The sequence below is a fragment of the Geomicrobium sp. JCM 19039 genome (assembly GCF_000698145.1).
Classification (GTDB): domain Bacteria; phylum Bacillota; class Bacilli; order Bacillales; family Marinococcaceae; genus Geomicrobium_A.
Genome location: NZ_BAXB01000015.1, coordinates 62,015 through 76,408 on the forward strand (window position 1 = coordinate 62,015; position 14,394 = coordinate 76,408).

The 14,394-nt window shown below is 43.3% G+C and carries 15 protein-coding genes, 1 tRNA gene, 4 pseudogenes and 1 riboswitch; of the genes and pseudogenes, 12 read left to right on the forward strand and 8 right to left on the reverse strand.

Going from position 1 to position 14,394, the window contains the following annotated elements:
* Positions 1-70: 70 nt before the first annotated feature.
* Together JCM19039_RS14280 and JCM19039_RS14285 are read left to right on the forward strand one after the other, a co-directional pair.
* A complete protein-coding gene (locus JCM19039_RS14280; RefSeq protein ID WP_042428330.1) occupies positions 71-262 on the forward strand; it encodes a hypothetical protein in 192 nt (63 codons plus the stop codon).
* A 201-nt stretch (positions 263-463) separates the two neighbouring features.
* Positions 464-1,555: a hypothetical protein gene (locus JCM19039_RS14285; protein WP_042428333.1), complete on the forward strand. Its 1,092-nt coding sequence runs from the start codon at positions 464-466 to the stop codon at positions 1,553-1,555.
* Positions 1,556-2,218: 663 nt separating this feature from the next.
* Here JCM19039_RS14285 and JCM19039_RS14290 read toward each other — a convergent pair.
* Positions 2,219-2,521, reverse strand: a complete 303-nt coding sequence (locus tag JCM19039_RS14290; protein WP_042428335.1) for a hypothetical protein — start codon at positions 2,519-2,521, stop codon at positions 2,219-2,221.
* A 226-nt stretch (positions 2,522-2,747) separates the two neighbouring features.
* Between JCM19039_RS14290 and JCM19039_RS22285 the strand changes: the two genes are divergently transcribed.
* From JCM19039_RS22285 to JCM19039_RS14310, 4 genes and pseudogenes are all read left to right on the forward strand, one after another.
* Entirely contained in the window at positions 2,748-3,329 is a 582-nt protein-coding gene (locus JCM19039_RS22285; RefSeq protein WP_052398827.1) for a GNAT family N-acetyltransferase, read from the forward strand.
* 127 nt (positions 3,330-3,456) lie between these two features.
* A pseudogene (locus JCM19039_RS14300) lies at positions 3,457-4,082 on the forward strand (DsbA family oxidoreductase).
* A gap of 108 nt (positions 4,083-4,190) precedes the next feature.
* Positions 4,191-4,294: riboswitch (purine riboswitch) on the forward strand.
* 80 nt (positions 4,295-4,374) lie between these two features.
* Positions 4,375-5,681: pseudogene (locus JCM19039_RS14305) on the forward strand (NCS2 family permease).
* A gap of 121 nt (positions 5,682-5,802) precedes the next feature.
* Positions 5,803-6,273, forward strand: a complete 471-nt coding sequence (locus JCM19039_RS14310; RefSeq protein WP_193744253.1) for a superoxide dismutase family protein — start codon at positions 5,803-5,805, stop codon at positions 6,271-6,273.
* Positions 6,274-6,388: 115 nt separating this feature from the next.
* On the opposite strand, the gene JCM19039_RS23900 is transcribed toward JCM19039_RS14310, so the two are convergent.
* The 6 genes and pseudogenes from JCM19039_RS23900 to JCM19039_RS24500 form a co-directional block, all read right to left on the reverse strand.
* Positions 6,389-7,015 (reverse strand): serine hydrolase, encoded by a 627-nt coding sequence (locus JCM19039_RS23900; RefSeq protein ID WP_152550225.1) that lies wholly within the window; start codon positions 7,013-7,015, stop codon positions 6,389-6,391.
* 71 nt (positions 7,016-7,086) lie between these two features.
* Positions 7,087-8,369: pseudogene (locus JCM19039_RS25730) on the reverse strand (serine hydrolase domain-containing protein); the annotation flags it as partial.
* Between the two features lie 430 nt (positions 8,370-8,799).
* Entirely contained in the window at positions 8,800-9,132 is a 333-nt protein-coding gene (locus tag JCM19039_RS14320) for a tRNA-binding protein (protein ID WP_042399891.1), read from the reverse strand.
* Between the two features lie 91 nt (positions 9,133-9,223).
* Positions 9,224-9,298: transfer RNA gene (locus JCM19039_RS14325), tRNA-Ala, on the reverse strand.
* A gap of 83 nt (positions 9,299-9,381) precedes the next feature.
* Positions 9,382-9,672 (reverse strand): hypothetical protein, encoded by a 291-nt coding sequence (locus tag JCM19039_RS14330; RefSeq protein ID WP_052398831.1) that lies wholly within the window; start codon positions 9,670-9,672, stop codon positions 9,382-9,384.
* Positions 9,672-9,821: a hypothetical protein gene (locus JCM19039_RS24500; protein ID WP_193744254.1), complete on the reverse strand. Its 150-nt coding sequence runs from the start codon at positions 9,819-9,821 to the stop codon at positions 9,672-9,674. Before JCM19039_RS24500 ends, JCM19039_RS14330 begins: the two co-directional genes overlap by 1 nt.
* A gap of 74 nt (positions 9,822-9,895) precedes the next feature.
* On the opposite strand from JCM19039_RS24500, the gene JCM19039_RS14335 reads away from it, so the two are divergent.
* On the forward strand, positions 9,896-10,498 hold the full coding sequence (locus JCM19039_RS14335; RefSeq protein ID WP_042428340.1) for an FMN-binding negative transcriptional regulator: 603 nt from the start codon (positions 9,896-9,898) through the stop codon (positions 10,496-10,498).
* Between the two features lie 15 nt (positions 10,499-10,513).
* Here JCM19039_RS14335 and JCM19039_RS14340 read toward each other — a convergent pair whose 3' ends face one another.
* Positions 10,514-11,284 carry a methyltransferase domain-containing protein gene (locus tag JCM19039_RS14340; protein WP_042428343.1) on the reverse strand — a complete coding sequence of 257 codons (771 nt, stop codon included), beginning with the start codon at positions 11,282-11,284 and terminating at the stop codon, positions 10,514-10,516.
* A gap of 159 nt (positions 11,285-11,443) precedes the next feature.
* Here JCM19039_RS14340 and JCM19039_RS14345 point away from each other — a divergent pair, with 159 nt between their 5' ends.
* The 5 genes and pseudogenes from JCM19039_RS14345 (at position 11,444) to queF (ending at position 14,211) form a co-directional block, all read left to right on the forward strand.
* Positions 11,444-11,779, forward strand: coding sequence for a hypothetical protein (locus JCM19039_RS14345; RefSeq protein ID WP_042428345.1), 336 nt, complete (start codon positions 11,444-11,446; stop codon positions 11,777-11,779).
* Positions 11,780-11,891: 112 nt separating this feature from the next.
* On the forward strand, positions 11,892-12,554 hold the full coding sequence (gene queC / locus JCM19039_RS14350) for a 7-cyano-7-deazaguanine synthase QueC (RefSeq protein ID WP_042428348.1): 663 nt from the start codon (positions 11,892-11,894) through the stop codon (positions 12,552-12,554).
* Complete coding sequence (gene queD / locus JCM19039_RS14355) at positions 12,554-12,979, forward strand: 6-carboxytetrahydropterin synthase QueD (RefSeq protein ID WP_042399902.1); 426 nt, start codon at positions 12,554-12,556, stop codon at positions 12,977-12,979. The genes queC and queD overlap by 1 nt, the downstream gene beginning before the upstream one ends.
* A complete protein-coding gene (gene queE / locus JCM19039_RS14360) occupies positions 12,976-13,692 on the forward strand; it encodes a 7-carboxy-7-deazaguanine synthase QueE (RefSeq protein WP_042428351.1) in 717 nt (238 codons plus the stop codon). Before queD ends, queE begins: the two co-directional genes overlap by 4 nt.
* Before the next feature lie 22 nt (positions 13,693-13,714).
* Positions 13,715-14,211, forward strand: a pseudogene (gene queF, locus JCM19039_RS14365) (preQ(1) synthase).
* Positions 14,212-14,394 lie beyond the last annotated feature (183 nt).

Genomic DNA, 14,394 nt, shown 5'->3' on the forward strand with positions numbered 1-14,394 from the left:
TAAATTAAAAGCGATTGAAATTAATAAATATTTAGGCTCTCATAAGTATTATTTAGCAACGAAACAGGCAATGATTACGAGACACTATTATTTACTCAATCTAACAGAAGATTGTCCTGATGAATTCTCTGTCGTCGTGGAAAGCGACGGTATTGATAGCGGTTGGCTATACCATTACAGATGGATTGATATTGAAGAAAATCAAAAGATTAAACTAGGTGGTGAGTTAGGAGAGTACCTTGGCCATCTTTACAATAAATAGCTGTCATGAAGAAATTAAAAAGGAGCAAACCTAATAGCATTCATAAAAGGATGATGCTCGTTAACTAATAAAGAATTTGTCATATTATGTCGCATTGTCTTTATTTTAAATGGAATATATCTAATTATTAAAAATATAATATATAATTACTATACATATGTTTGTGGATGATAATCTTCACCTTGAAAGGTTGTGGATGTAGTGACGAATGACCAATCTATTATAAAAGAAATTGGTGAATGGTTCCGCTTACTATCAAACTTTGACCTCCGTGGTGCAGCAGATAAACGAGTTGAAGTTTGCGACCTGTTGAGTAGTAAGGAAACTTCTAAGCAAGTAAAAGACTATTTTCATTTAGTCGATTTCAGACATAAGGTTACTACTGGTGAGATTATTCATCGACCAGTGAAGCAAAAAGAATTAAAAAGTATTTATGCAATTACTGAGACGGATCGTGTACTGGAGTACCTATACCATTATATGGAGGGCTTTATACACTTTAATCAAGACAATTATAAAATCGCACTAAAGCATTATCGAGTAGCAGAGAAGTCTTTGCATAAAGTAAATCGTTATGAGCAAGCTGAATTTTACTATAGGTTTGGAGCGAGTCTGTACCGAATAGACCAAAATATCATTGCAATGAACTATATTAACGAAGCGTACGAGATTTTTAAAACAAGTGATAACCATCAAAGAAGACGGACGAACTGCTTGGTTTTAATGGCGTGTATACAATCAGAGGCGAAATCATTTCATAAAGCGAGCCAATTGTTTGAACACACATTAGAACTTAGTGCTCCCTATCCTTATATGAACTCTTTAGTATTGAGAAATCGAGGGTTGCACGAATATAGGCAAGGTTTCTACGAGGTGGCTAAACACTCGTTTTATGATGCACTTCATACGGGTAACCAAAGTCAAACAATCGTAGGTGAAAAGACGAAATACAATTTAGCGAACATCTATTTAAAACTTGGGGATATAGAAAAAGGTTTGTTACTACTGAATGAAGTCGAGCAAGAATTCCGATCTTGTGATTTGAATGAATATATAGGCAGATGTATGGTTACAAGAGGACTATATGCATTTGAAGACATTAACATTGATCTTGTTGATAAAGGAATAGAAGTCTTTGATCAGAATAACTTGTATTTTCAAAAAGGAGAGGTGACTGAAGAAGTATCCAATCGATTCAACGATAAGAAAGCATACGATCAGGCATTGAAGTTCATGGAAATCTCTAAGAACACTAGTATTGAACAAACTTATATGGGAATAGTTAACATATGAAAAAAATAATTTATTGAATTAACGTTCGTGATATTAATTTTTACCGTCAATGATTTTGGTACAATCACATAGGTAAATAGTGGAGACTACGTTTCTCGTTACGTTAAAGGTGATATAGAGTAATACGATCAGATCGTTATCTACATTGAAAGAAGTTAAAGTTGGTGAGTTGTAGAATTCGGTATGGATGATGAGATGAAAAGAGAAAAATGATGCCAAAAAAGTAATGCGCGCAAACGTCGTTTTCCGTGGAGGGAGTGTTTAAATCCTACGGTGAAGGTGGCTAGCGCGCTTTTTCGTATTGATTATGGCGTGTACGACGCTAGAGCGGAACTTTGGAACTGAAGTTTATGAATTACATAGTTTATCCTAGTGTTGATTACATAAATACTAGGATAGGTATGCACGTTGAAAATAGAGGTTTAGGGATAATGGTCTTTCATTCAAGGCGCAAAATAAATGAACCATGCCTAAGAGAAGTGTTTATGTTTTGATAACGCGAGTGCATTGAATGCAAGCTAGTAGTGTATATGGTTGTTTAAAAGGCGGAGGGAATGGTCGGGAAGTTTGTAAAACATAAAGGGTACAAGTCGGGTATATCTGCTAATAATTCGATCTGCGCTGAATGCAGGAGTTTCTGTAAGAGTGTTTAGCTAACCCTCATCACTTCGCCGTTTGCTTCAACACTTTTGAAATGGCTTGTAGAGCAGCAGCGACGTTCTCATTACTCTCTTCTACGTGGAGCATACGGGCGTTCATGTCGAGTTGGGCAACTTCTACATTTCCAACACGTTTCGTAAGAGCGGTTTGTTCGTTTTCAATTCGGTCTAAGCGCTCTTCCACACGGTCGAATCTTTTGTCTATTTCCTCAAACTTCTTATGCATAAGATCAAATTGCGTGATCATCGTTGTTCGTGTGTCAGTCATCAAGTCAAAAAGTTGTTGAAAGTCATTGTTTTTATCCATCCGTCAACCTCCTTTTCTTCATTATAATTGGATTGATTTAAACGAGCAATGGAAATATATAAGCGATCGCTAATGGGTTAAATCAACCTCTACGATTCTAATGAAATGTACATATGCGTAAACGAATGGGTATAATGGAAAAACATGGAACTGTTCATTGAAGAGTCGTACGTTCGTAATTGATAATGGATGGGCGCAACGCGTTGGCGATGAAGGGGTGAGGGGTATGGCGTATTTTATTGAGCGGCTGGACAGATTGAATCAACGTTTTCTACAAGAGGCCGTAGCGGTTTTGGTCATTTCTTTTCATCGTGATTTGGCGTTTCTGAATCGAACGGATGAACAATTAATCAAAGCGATTGCCCCGACATTTAGACGAGAGCAAATGTATGTGGCGATAGAAAATGACAAAGTCATCGGATTGGCAGTCTATTCTACGTTGACATCTTATTCGCAAGTCATATCACTGCGACATGCGATTCGCTCATTTGGGATATGGAAAGGATACCTCTGTTGGATCTCGATGAATCGAAAACCGATACGCTTAACCCGCAACCAATGTTATATCGAGGACGTGGCCACGCACCCTGAACATCGTAGAAAAGGGGTGGCCCATGCGTTAATGAATGTTCTGATGCAGGACGTAAACAATATGGAATATGTGCTCGAAGTAGTGGATACGAACGATGCGGCGATTTCGGTATACACGGACCTTGGTTTTCATAAATACCACGCCGTTAAAGAAAATAAGCACGTGCAAAAAACATTAGGCTATTCAGAAAGGCAGTATATGAAGCGGGCAACATGAGCAAAGGTTTTGTGCTTCATGAAAAAATGCATTACGCTGTTACGAGAAGGAGGCGTTAACGATGAACGTAGAAGTTTGGTCGGACATTGCTTGTCCGTTTTGTTATATAGGGAAACGAAAGTTTGAAATGGCTTTGGAGGATTTTGAAGGGAAAAACGATGTGAATGTAACATTCAAAAGCTTTCAGCTTGAACCAGATGCTCCGAAACATTCAGTTGAATCAATGAATGAGAAGCTCGCGAAAAAATATGGCAAGTCTGTTGACGAGATGGAAGCGATGCAACAACAAGTAGCCGCTCAAGCGAAAGAAGTCGGATTGGATTATCGGTTGGATCTCGTCCAATCGACGAATACTGAAGCGGCTCACCGCTTGACACACTATGCAAAAGAACACGGAAGATGAATGAATTAACCGAAAAGCTATTGCAAGCGTACTTTATTGAAGGAAAACATATTGGCGAAGAACAAGAGCTTGTTCGGTTAGCGGAAGAAGTTGGGTTGAAAAAAGAAGCTGTTCAGAATGTCTTGGCGAGTGGCGCATACAAAGAAGCTGTGCAGCAAGATATTCGCGAAGGGGCGGAGCTTGGCGTTCAAGGGGTGCCGTTCTTTGTTTTTAACAGAAAGTATGCCGTTTCAGGCGCTCAACCTCCAGCGGCCTTTTTGGAAGTGTTAAACAAAGTGAAAGCAGAAGAGAAGCCGAGTCCTCTAAATGTTGTGAAGCAAGGGGACGCTTGTTCAGATGAAACGTGTTAAGCAGCCATCGGGCTGCTTTTTCTATTTACGAACATATTATCCTCGTTGAATGATATTGTTCGGATTTTCGTTGACAAGCGATATGGAACGTTGGTAGAATAATATTGTACAAAAGAATACAAGATACCTCATATAACCACAAGAATATGGCTTGTAAGTCTCTACCAAGACACCGTAAATGTCTTGACTATGATCGGTATATGTTTGCACTACTTGTGCAAGTCATTTTCGGTCGTATTGCCAATCGGGGCAACGACTTTTTTTATGGGTTTTCTTAAGGGGGAACAGTCCGTTGAAGAATTATTTTAATTTTGCAGAGCATGGAACGAGTTATAAGCGAGAGACGCTCGCAGGTTTTACGACATTTTTGGCGATGGCTTATATATTGGCTGTGAATCCTCTTATCCTCGGTGATGCGGGCATGGACGCCAATGCAGTGTTCGTTGCAACCGCCATTGCTGCAGCGATTGGTTCCTTTATTATGGGGCTATGGGCAAGTATCCGATCGCATTAGCTCCAGGTATGGGATTGAATGCGTTCTTCGCCTACACCGTTGTTCTAGGGATGGGCATTGATTGGCAAATTGCTTTATTTGGCGTCTTTTTATCGGGAATTATTTTTCTTATTATTACACTCTTTAAGATTCGTGAAGTGATTATTAACGCCATCCCTTCGGAAATGAAATATGCAGCGGGCGCAGGTATTGGCTTGTTTATCGCGTTTATTGGCCTGCAAAATGCGGATATTATCGTACTGGATGAGGCAACGCTCGTTAGCCTCGGAGATTTATCAAATCCGTACACATTGCTTGCAATGTTCGGGGTTGTCATTACAGCATGTTTTATGGTGTTGAAGCTGCGTGGCGGGGTGTTCTATGGAATGGTCGCTACAGCGATTGCAGGTATACTATTTGGCTTAATTCAACCACCGTCTGGAATCATTAGTAGCATTCCAAGTCTCGCTCCGACTTTTGGGGCAGCGTTTACGCATTTAGGAGAAGTGCAATGGACAACGGAAATGATTTTGCAATTATCGATTGTCGTAATTACGTTTTTATTCGTTGATTTCTTTGATACAGCGGGGACGCTTTATGCGGTTGCCCAACAAGCGGGATTCGTTAAAGATAACAAGCTTCCAAATGCCGGACGAGCGTTACTTTCTGACGCTTCTGCAACGTCTATCGGTGCGATTCTCGGTACGTCAACGACGACAGCTTATGTAGAATCTTCAGCCGGTGTCGCTGCAGGGGGGCGAACCGGTTTCACCGCCATTGTGACGGCAGGGTTTTTCTTAGTGGCTCTGTTCTTCTCGCCACTTCTTGAAGTCGTCACGTCCCATGTTACAGCCGCAGCCCTCATCATTGTCGGCGTACTAATGGCATCGTCACTGAGACTTATCGAATGGGACCGAATTGAAGTTGCCATTCCTGCATTTCTCGTCGTTGTTGGTATGCCACTAACGTATAGCATCGCTAGCGGAATTGCACTCGGCTTTATGTTCTATCCAATTACAATGGTTCTTGCCGGAAAAGGAAAAAATGTTCACCCGATTATGTATGCGTTGTTCTTCATCTTTGTCGGATATTTGTTCTTCTTATAGCATGGATGACGATAAACACTGCACCGTGTCCCCGTGACGCTGTGCAGTGTTTTTAGTGTGCATGGAAATGGCTTTTTTGGGGGAAAATGGGAGCAGTTCAGTAGAAGAGAAGGTGTTTGAATTGAAGAAAGTAGTATGGCGTTTAGCGATGATTGCTGCGGTGCTAATTCAATCAACGGTTCCGGTGGAGGCAAGTGACCCGGTCACTTCACAACTCGTTGACCGGGAGGGTATTCCGATGGGGCTTGTCTATTTGGAACCTGATGACGCAGGGGTGCGTGTGCACGTAAGCGTGTCCGGTTTACGTCCAAACACAAATTACGAATTTCATTTTCATGAGTATGCGGCATGCGATGCACCGGAGTTTCAATCCGCAGGTGCATATTGGAACCCCGACCATGAATTATCGTCAGTGGCAGGGGAATTGCCGAACATCCGTACCGACAACGATGGCCGGTACAGCGATTCGATTGTCGCCGAACACGCCAGTCTTATAGAGGGTTCAATAAATAATCCCGTATTGCCAGCAGGTTCTTCCCTCGTTTTAGAAAGATCAGGCGCTCGAATTGCATGTGGCACGGTTGAAGGGTGAGTGTGATATGCGTGGCTTAGGGGGAGGGGGCATTAATACCCTATAACATATCTCCTCACTTCAAATCTACTTCCGACAAAATGCCCGCATATCTTTTCATATGCGGGCAAGCTTCTTAATGATCTGTCAACACCCAGCCATTCGCATCGAAATCTGTAATCCCATTTTCATCAGCACTTATTTGATCGATATACCAACCTCTGCCGTTTGATTCGCTCGTTTCATAACGAAAGCGGACGTCGATGGGTCCTGAGTAATCGGCAATTGGAAAATTTGCGGATACCCATTCCCATTTGGTTGATCCTACCCATTCGCGGTGAATGGTGTTTTGTGTGTCGTCTCGGTTGACCCGACCAGACAATGATTGCCACGTTTCACCGTCATCATCGGATACTTCAACGATTCCGTAGTCACGTTCAATGTCATTGGCAATATGAAACCACGTATCAAACGTTATGGCATCATGATCTGTCGCATCGATGGAAAAGGAGAGGGTATGGCTCGCGTTTCGTGTGTAACCAGAATACCATGCCGGTTCACCGCTTGGTGCAGATACGGGTATTGCACGAGCCGCTTGTTGTGCAACGTCATGACGGACGGTATTGATTGACCCTTCATCTCTCGTCGGGTGAACTCTGTTGGAAAGAAAGATGACGAAACTGTCCGTAATCGGATCCACGACAAATGTTGTACCGGTGAACCCGGTATGGCCGACCGCAGATGGGGAAGATAACCCACCCATGAACAACCTCGATCAACGTTCCAGCCTAGACTTTGACCGATGTGGGTTTCTCGGACGATTTCATTTCGCATCATTCGCCCCACCGTTTCTGGCTGTAAAATTTGCTCATCATCATACGTCCCGCCATTTAAAAGCATTTGTAGAAAAACCGCCAAATCATAGGCAGTGCTGAATAGCCCGGCGTGACCAGTTGCGCCACCGAGGTCATCTGCTTTTTCGTCATGCACAATGCCCCATACAAGGCCGCGCTCGTCGGTGTATTCAGTCGGAGCAATTTGCCCGAGTAGCTCTTCTGGAGGATTGAACATCGTCTCGTTCATGCCAAGGGGCTTTGTAATATGCTCATGAATATACGCATCAAGTGGTTCAGATGATACTTCCTCAATAAGTTTACCGAGAACGAGCATACTTACATCGCTATAAACCATCGTCGTGCCAGGAGTATTGATCAGTTCAATTTCTAGGATCGCATCCCACATGTCATCAACCGTATCGTATTGGCTCGTTTGAATGGAAGCGGGTACACCAGATGTATGTGTGAGTAATTGCTTGATCGTCACTTCTTCTTTGCCATGAGTCCCAAACTGAGGAAGATAATTGGCTACCGGGTCATGAATCGACACCAGCCTCGTTCCTCGAGTTGCATGACGGCTGTCGCTGTAAATGTTTTCGTTAAAGAAGCGAGATCAAAGATCGTATCCGTCTGCATCGAGATCTTTTCGTCTGAAGGTAACTCTTCTCCGTCAGCGTCAAAACGATAGGCATCACCGTATGCTTCATGTTGAACAATCTTCCCGTCTTTTCCCACAAGAGTGACTGCACCAGGGAATAGCTGATCGGTTGTCATGCCGGCATGGACGATCGAATCAATCTCATCGATAAATGAGGTGGTTAAGCCTGCTTCTTCGGGTGGGTGATAGGCGAGTGTGTGTGATGTGTCACGGTTGTTCCAATCTTGATCAAAAGTGGCAATCGGCGTTTCATCACGCAATAAATAGAGATCGGATTTTTTTCTGAGAAGCTCGTAAGCGGTCGTACTCATTCGGTTTTGAGCGTGGTAAAGCGCAAGGTCATCTTTGAAAGCGAGCATCGCTTCGGTGAGTGCATCGGTATCATTCGGGTCAATCATCATGCGCATGACGACGAGTTGACGCTGCAAATCATTATGTACGCGTGCATCCATGAACCCATCGTGACGTTTGAGATGTTCAATGAGAAGTTGTACGTCAGAAACCTTTGTCGGTTCGGTCGTTTGTTGCGCGGTGTCTACTGTGACCGAGTTCGCTTGAACGTCGGCTGTGAGCGGAGCAAAAGCAATGAGCAAAATCCAACATAATATGAGTAGGTGCTTCATCGAATTCCCCTTTTCCACATAAATTGTAAATACTATTCTTAATATTTACACACAGGATGTTCTGAACGTCAATCAGCAGGGAGAATATTTTTGAAAAACAGGTCCGAGGATACGGGACGATAATCAGATCATCCATCGGTGATTCGGGGTGTGGAGGGAGTGACTTGTGAGCGTGTAGTTGCTGAGTGGGTGGTTCGGTTAGATCGACTAGCTGTTTCCAAAGAACCGCTATTGGAAGCAGATTCAGTCGCATATGAACGTTTTCCCCACGTTTGCTTCCAATCAATAGACGTCTAGTTCCAAACACGCGATATTGGAAGCAGATCCTAACTTTGTAGCGCTCGTGAAGTCTTAGATTTATATGCGGCCATGATGGAACCTTGAGGTTAAAAGAAAACTGACTCGTTTGAGCCAGTGTATTGACGGATGGTTAGCTAATCGATGTGCCATTGGCAACAGGTTCATCAGGAGATAAGAGAATGACATCACCTTTTCCTGGAACAGCACCGAGGACAAGCACTTCTGAGGTGAAGCCAGCAATCTTTCGAGGTGGAAAGTTGACGACGGCGGTCACTTGTTTTCCGATGACCGCTTCAGGTTCATAGCGATTTGTTATTTGGGCGCTAGAATGTTTGATACCGATCTCGTCACCGAAATCGATGCTCATTGCAATGGCTGGAACCTTTGCTTTTGCTAATGGCTCAGCGGTTTTTACTGTTCCAATTCGAATGTCTAAAACTTGAAAGTCATCAATGGTAGCCACAATCATCCACTCCTTTTTCTCTAGTCTACCTTAGTAAAATAAAAAACGCACCTTCTCGTTTTGTACGAAAAGATGCGTTAGTCACTATGTATGGTGGAGCTGGAGGGATTCGAACCCTCGACCTCTTGTCTGCCAGACAAGCGTTCTCCCCCTGAACTACAGCCCCGCGTTTATGTATGAACCTATATTAATATAACAGCTCTCGCTATTTTTCGTCAAGAGAGTACAAAAAATAGCGAGTCTCTTCACTCAAATAACACCGTACTTGTGCAACAACTCCGATTCATCCCCGGTAATCCAACCGAAATTTCGGTTCTCCTTTTTGAAATTGCAGCAAATAGTTGGCACGAAAGGAACGTGAATGGTCTTGTCGTTTACAACATAACTCGCTTGCCACTCGGTGTGAGCAACCCCGTGATGAGCATCAATGATGTTCAGTTTGACGTGTAAGCATTGCATCGCTTTTGTGCCGATTGATCGGTAATATTCATAGCCTTGTTTCATATTTACTTGAAGTGATTCATCGTTATCCCCGGTCATTACCCCATTCGGTTGGCAGCGATGAAAGAATCTGTATAAAATGACGCAAAGTGACGCATATCCATCTCGCCATTCAGTGCCCCGTTGAAAGCTTGTTCATATTTCGTGAATAATTCGTTTGCGCGATCGAACATTGTTTGTTCATTCATGATGTTTCCTCCTTATTGGATATATGGTTTAAACGCGATATGATTGTAATGAATCTTACACTCGGGAGGCGGCCATGTACATTCCTAAGCATTTTGCAATGAAGAACGAAGATGAAGTCTATGCTTTTCTGCAGCAATATCCGTTTGCTTCTCTCGTTTCAGTAGATGTAGACGGTATACCTGAAGCGACACACGTACCGCTCATTCTAGATGAAAATAAAGAGCATTTGATCGGGCACTTTGCAAGAGCCAATCATCAATGGAAAACGATTGAAGGGCAGCGTGCACTTGCAATTTTCATCGGTGCACACAGCTATATTTCTTCTTCATGGTATGAAACCGAAGAAGCGGTGTCTACATGGAATTATGAGTCCGTACATGTGTATGGGACGATGGGATATTTACGAGATGATGAGCTGCACGACGCATTAAAACAACTCGTGCTCACTTATGAAGACACATTTCTGGAAGATAGCGACTATATAGAAGGCATGAAAAAAGGCGTTGTTGGCTTTAAAATGAAAATAACAGAATTGCAAGGGAAATCGAAACTGAGCCAAAACCATTCACGAGATCGCCAGCGGCGTGTGATTGCAAAATTGGAACAGTCGGAGTGCGCAGATGACCAACAGATCGCGAAGAGAATGAAGGAAAATGAGAAAAATAAAGAAGAATAACCTGAACATATCAGGTTATTCTTCTTTATATGCACTAAAACGTAGGCGAACGTAATCGGCATACCATTGGTCACCGTCACGAAGGGCCGGTTCAGCAAATTGTATGGTTCGTTCTAACACTTCTTCACGAATTTCAGGTTCGAGAGGTTGCAAAAGTGGATCAGCAAAGTTTTGCATCCAAATCTTCAGTCCTTCTGCACCGTTGACGAGCGGTGTCGGACGATTGAAGTAGACAGCTTTTTCTACGACAAAACCGTGCTTCTCTAGTAGAGACGTGTACTCTCCTAAACTCGGGAAGTACCATGGGAAAATCGTCGGCATCGGTTCTTGCCCAATCTCTACAAAAGCCATATTCACAGCGGCAATAATGGTTGCGATGTTATCTTGAGCACCCATCTCTCCAATAAACCGACCACCTGGCTTTAGTGATTTAGATACCGATTGAAGTACTGGATCAGGTTCGGTCATCCAATGAAGCGCCGCATTTGAGAAAACAGCGTCAACAGGCTGGTCGACTTTGAATTCTTTCGCATCGGCTACTTCAAATGATAGGTTTGGATACTTTGCCTTCGCCGTTTCAACCATGGAGCTAGATGAATCAATTCCGTGAACGGTTGCGCCGAGTTGGGTAATGCGGTCAGCGAGCTCGCCCGTACCACAGCCAAGGTCAATAATGGTTTCCCCTTTTTTAGGAGCTAACCACTCTTCTAATAAGTCTTTGCCATACCTGGAAACGTAGGCAGCTGTATCGTCATAAAGGGAAGGATCCCATACTTTTGCGTTCATGAACACCACTCCTCTTTAATTACATAGTATATGGAAAATCTACGAAAAAGCCAATAGAAATGATGCAAAGAAATCCGACAAAAACTGAAACGGGTACGCGTTCTAATCTAGTAGACATCGACATAGAGTGTACGAGATACGGTTTAGGAGGAGTTACTAGTGAAACAGACACCTATCTATTGGATCACCGGTATGCTGCTTGCGATGTTGTTATTGTACGTTCCGATTCACTATATCTCTACGGTCCATCAAGAACGGGCGCTAGAAGCGAGTATTTTTGAGGAATCAAATTGGCAGTATTATACGTACCAATATCTCGGAACAGGCACACGATATACATCAGGCAACCCTACGTTTTATTTAGCTCATAACGGAGCGGGGTACTTTGTCATACATGTTGCTCAAAATGATCGCCAAGTGGAAAGAATTACACCGATTTCTACAGATCAAGAGCAGCTCTTAGAAATCGTCGACCGCTATGAAATTCAAAGATAACGTGGGAGAAACTGTCACAAAAATGAGGGTCGCATACGTCTTTATTTTTATGAAAAATACCTGTATGATAATATAGATTGACTATTTTACTGATAGAAAGGAGGGGTATGTGATGAAGCGTGAAAAAGCAGTCGTCGTTTTTAGTGGAGGACAAGATAGCACAACTTGTCTTTTTTGGGCATTAGAGCGTTTTGAAACGGTCTATGCGGTTACGTTTGCGTATGGTCAGCGTCATAGTGAAGAATTGAATGTCGCAAAGGCGATCGCGAAAGACGTAGGCGTCGAGCATCATATTCTTGATATGGATCTGTTGAACCAACTTGCTCCAAATGCACTCACTCGTTCAGATATTGAAGTGACTGATGGAGGAGAGGGTGAGTTACCGAGCACGTTTGTGCCAGGCCGTAACTTGCTTTTCTTAACGTTTGCTACGATATTTGGCCAGCAACGTGGGGCGAATCATATCATTACAGGTGTGTGTGAGACCGATTATAGTGGCTATCCTGATTGTCGTGATGGGTTTGTTAAATCTTTAAATGTAACGCTAAACCTTGCGATTGACGACACTTTCGTTATTCATACTCCTCTCATGTGGCTGGATAAAGAAGCAACGTGGAAGTTAGCGGATGATTTAGGTAGGCTCGATTATGTACGTGAGCGGACATTAACATGCTACCACGGTGTTCAAGGTGATGGGTGTGGCGAATGTCCAGCATGTGAGTTAAGACAACTTGGGCTAAACAAGTATCTCGAGCGTAAAGGCAGTGATCGCTAATGCTTCAGCAGTTTTACCCGCAAGTACAACATGACTATCGTTATGAGTTGAATAAAGATATGCACTTTGCTGCTGCGCATTTTATTGACGATCCGAGTGCCGGCATTTGCCAAGAAATGCACGGACATACGTATTTTGTAAATGTGACCGTTGCTGGAGATGAGCTTGACAGCACTGGATTTTTAATAAATTTTAAGGAACTAAAAAAACAAGTGCATGGTCGTTTTGACCATTCACTTCTTAATAAACATCCGGAGTTCAAGGCAGGTATACCGACGACAGAAGTTGTGGCAAGTGTCATTTGGGACCAAGTAGATGAACTGTTGTCCAAAGAGGCGCACCGACCGTTTTGTCTGCAAGTCATCGTGAGGGAAACCCCAACAAGCTATGCGATTTATCGTCCGAAACAGGAGGAGCACCGATGAAAATTCCTGTATTAGAGATCTTTGGGCCGACGGTTCAAGGAGAGGGTATGGTTGCAGGGCAAAAGACGATGTTCGTTCGTACAGGTGGGTGTGATTATAGTTGCTCGTGGTGTGACTCAGCATTTACGTGGGATGGCAGTCAAAAGGCAGAAGCGCTATCGGCAGAAAATGTGTTGGAACGTTTGGACGACACCGGTGGAGATCGTTATAATCATGTAACGATTTCTGGTGGAAACCCAGCGCTCCATAAAGGCATTGGTGAGCTCGTAGAACTTCTTACAGATCGAGAAATACAAACTGCGGTGGAAACCCAAGGGAGTTACTGGCAAGACTGGCTCCTCAGTATTGACGATGTGACCATCTCACCAAAGCCACCGAGTTCGACCATGGTTACGAACTTCGAGCAGTTGGACTTGTTTGTCGAGCGGTTATCAGCGCGAAGTGAAGGTTCGCAATCGCTCAAAGTCGTGATCTTTAACGATGGAGATTTGGCGTATGCGAAACAGGTACATCAACGGTATCCGCACATGCCTTTTTATTTGCAAGTCGGTAATGACGATTTGCATGAGAATCAACCAGAGAAACTTCGGGACCACTTGCTTCATCGTTATGAATGGCTTGTAGACACCGTAATGGAAGACAGAGAGCTGAACAATGTGCGTATGTTGCCGCAAATCCATGCACTCATTTGGGGCAACAAGCAAGGCGTGTAATTTGAAATAAAGGAGCATCTCCATGGCTGGCAGAGGAAAAGAAGACTTACCAGAAATCACACAGCTTGGGAATCAAGGGACCGCATATTCTTTTGAGTATGATCCAGCAGTTCTTGAGACGTTTGAGAATCAACATCAAAACCGGGATTATTTCGTAAAGTTTAACACCCCGGAATTTACGACGTTATGCCCGATCACAGGTCAACCGGATTTTGCTACGCTTCATATTAGCTATATCCCTGACGTAAAGATGGTCGAGAGCAAATCGTTAAAATTATACTTGTTTAGTTTTCGTAATCATGGAGATTTCCATGAAGACGCGATTAACATTATCGTCAACGATCTCGTTGAATTAATGGACCCGCGTTATATAGAAGTATGGGGGAAATTTACGCCGCGAGGTGGCATCTCGATTGACCCGTATGTGAATTATGGCAAACCGGTACGAAGTTCGAGAACATGGCAGAACAACGTTTGTTATACCATGACCTTTACCCTGAAACGATTACTAATCGATAAATGAATAAACGCACACGGCCAAGCGCCGTGTGCGTTTTCTTTTGGGTGTAGCTGTATAAGGGGGATAGGCGGCACAGACCGGTCGCGCCGCTTTCCGTCGGTGGGCGCTGGATAACCGTTTGAGTTTTTGCGCCTGGACTCATTTGGAGAGATATTGGAATCCAGTGGCGATCTAGATTAGTT

What these genes read in the sequence shown, in the direction of transcription:
- JCM19039_RS14280 (WP_042428330.1), top strand. Translation starts at nt 71, where the DNA reads ATGATTACGAGACACTATTATTTACTCAATCTAACAGAAGATTGTCCT.
- JCM19039_RS14290 (WP_042428335.1), bottom strand. Translation starts at nt 2,521, where the DNA reads ATGGATAAAAACAATGACTTTCAACAACTTTTTGACTTGATGACTGAC.
- JCM19039_RS22285 (WP_052398827.1), top strand. Translation starts at nt 2,748, where the DNA reads ATGGCGTATTTTATTGAGCGGCTGGACAGATTGAATCAACGTTTTCTA.
- JCM19039_RS23900 (WP_152550225.1), bottom strand. Translation starts at nt 7,015, where the DNA reads ATGGGTGGGTTATCTTCCCCATCTGCGGTCGGCCATACCGGGTTCACC.
- JCM19039_RS14330 (WP_052398831.1), bottom strand. Translation starts at nt 9,672, where the DNA reads ATGACCGGGGATAACGATGAATCACTTCAAGTAAATATGAAACAAGGC.
- JCM19039_RS24500 (WP_193744254.1), bottom strand. Translation starts at nt 9,821, where the DNA reads ATGAATGAACAAACAATGTTCGATCGCGCAAACGAATTATTCACGAAA.
- JCM19039_RS14335 (WP_042428340.1), top strand. Translation starts at nt 9,896, where the DNA reads ATGTACATTCCTAAGCATTTTGCAATGAAGAACGAAGATGAAGTCTAT.
- JCM19039_RS14340 (WP_042428343.1), bottom strand. Translation starts at nt 11,284, where the DNA reads ATGAACGCAAAAGTATGGGATCCTTCCCTTTATGACGATACAGCTGCC.
- queC (WP_042428348.1), top strand. Translation starts at nt 11,892, where the DNA reads ATGAAGCGTGAAAAAGCAGTCGTCGTTTTTAGTGGAGGACAAGATAGC.
- queD (WP_042399902.1), top strand. Translation starts at nt 12,554, where the DNA reads ATGCTTCAGCAGTTTTACCCGCAAGTACAACATGACTATCGTTATGAG.
- queE (WP_042428351.1), top strand. Translation starts at nt 12,976, where the DNA reads ATGAAAATTCCTGTATTAGAGATCTTTGGGCCGACGGTTCAAGGAGAG.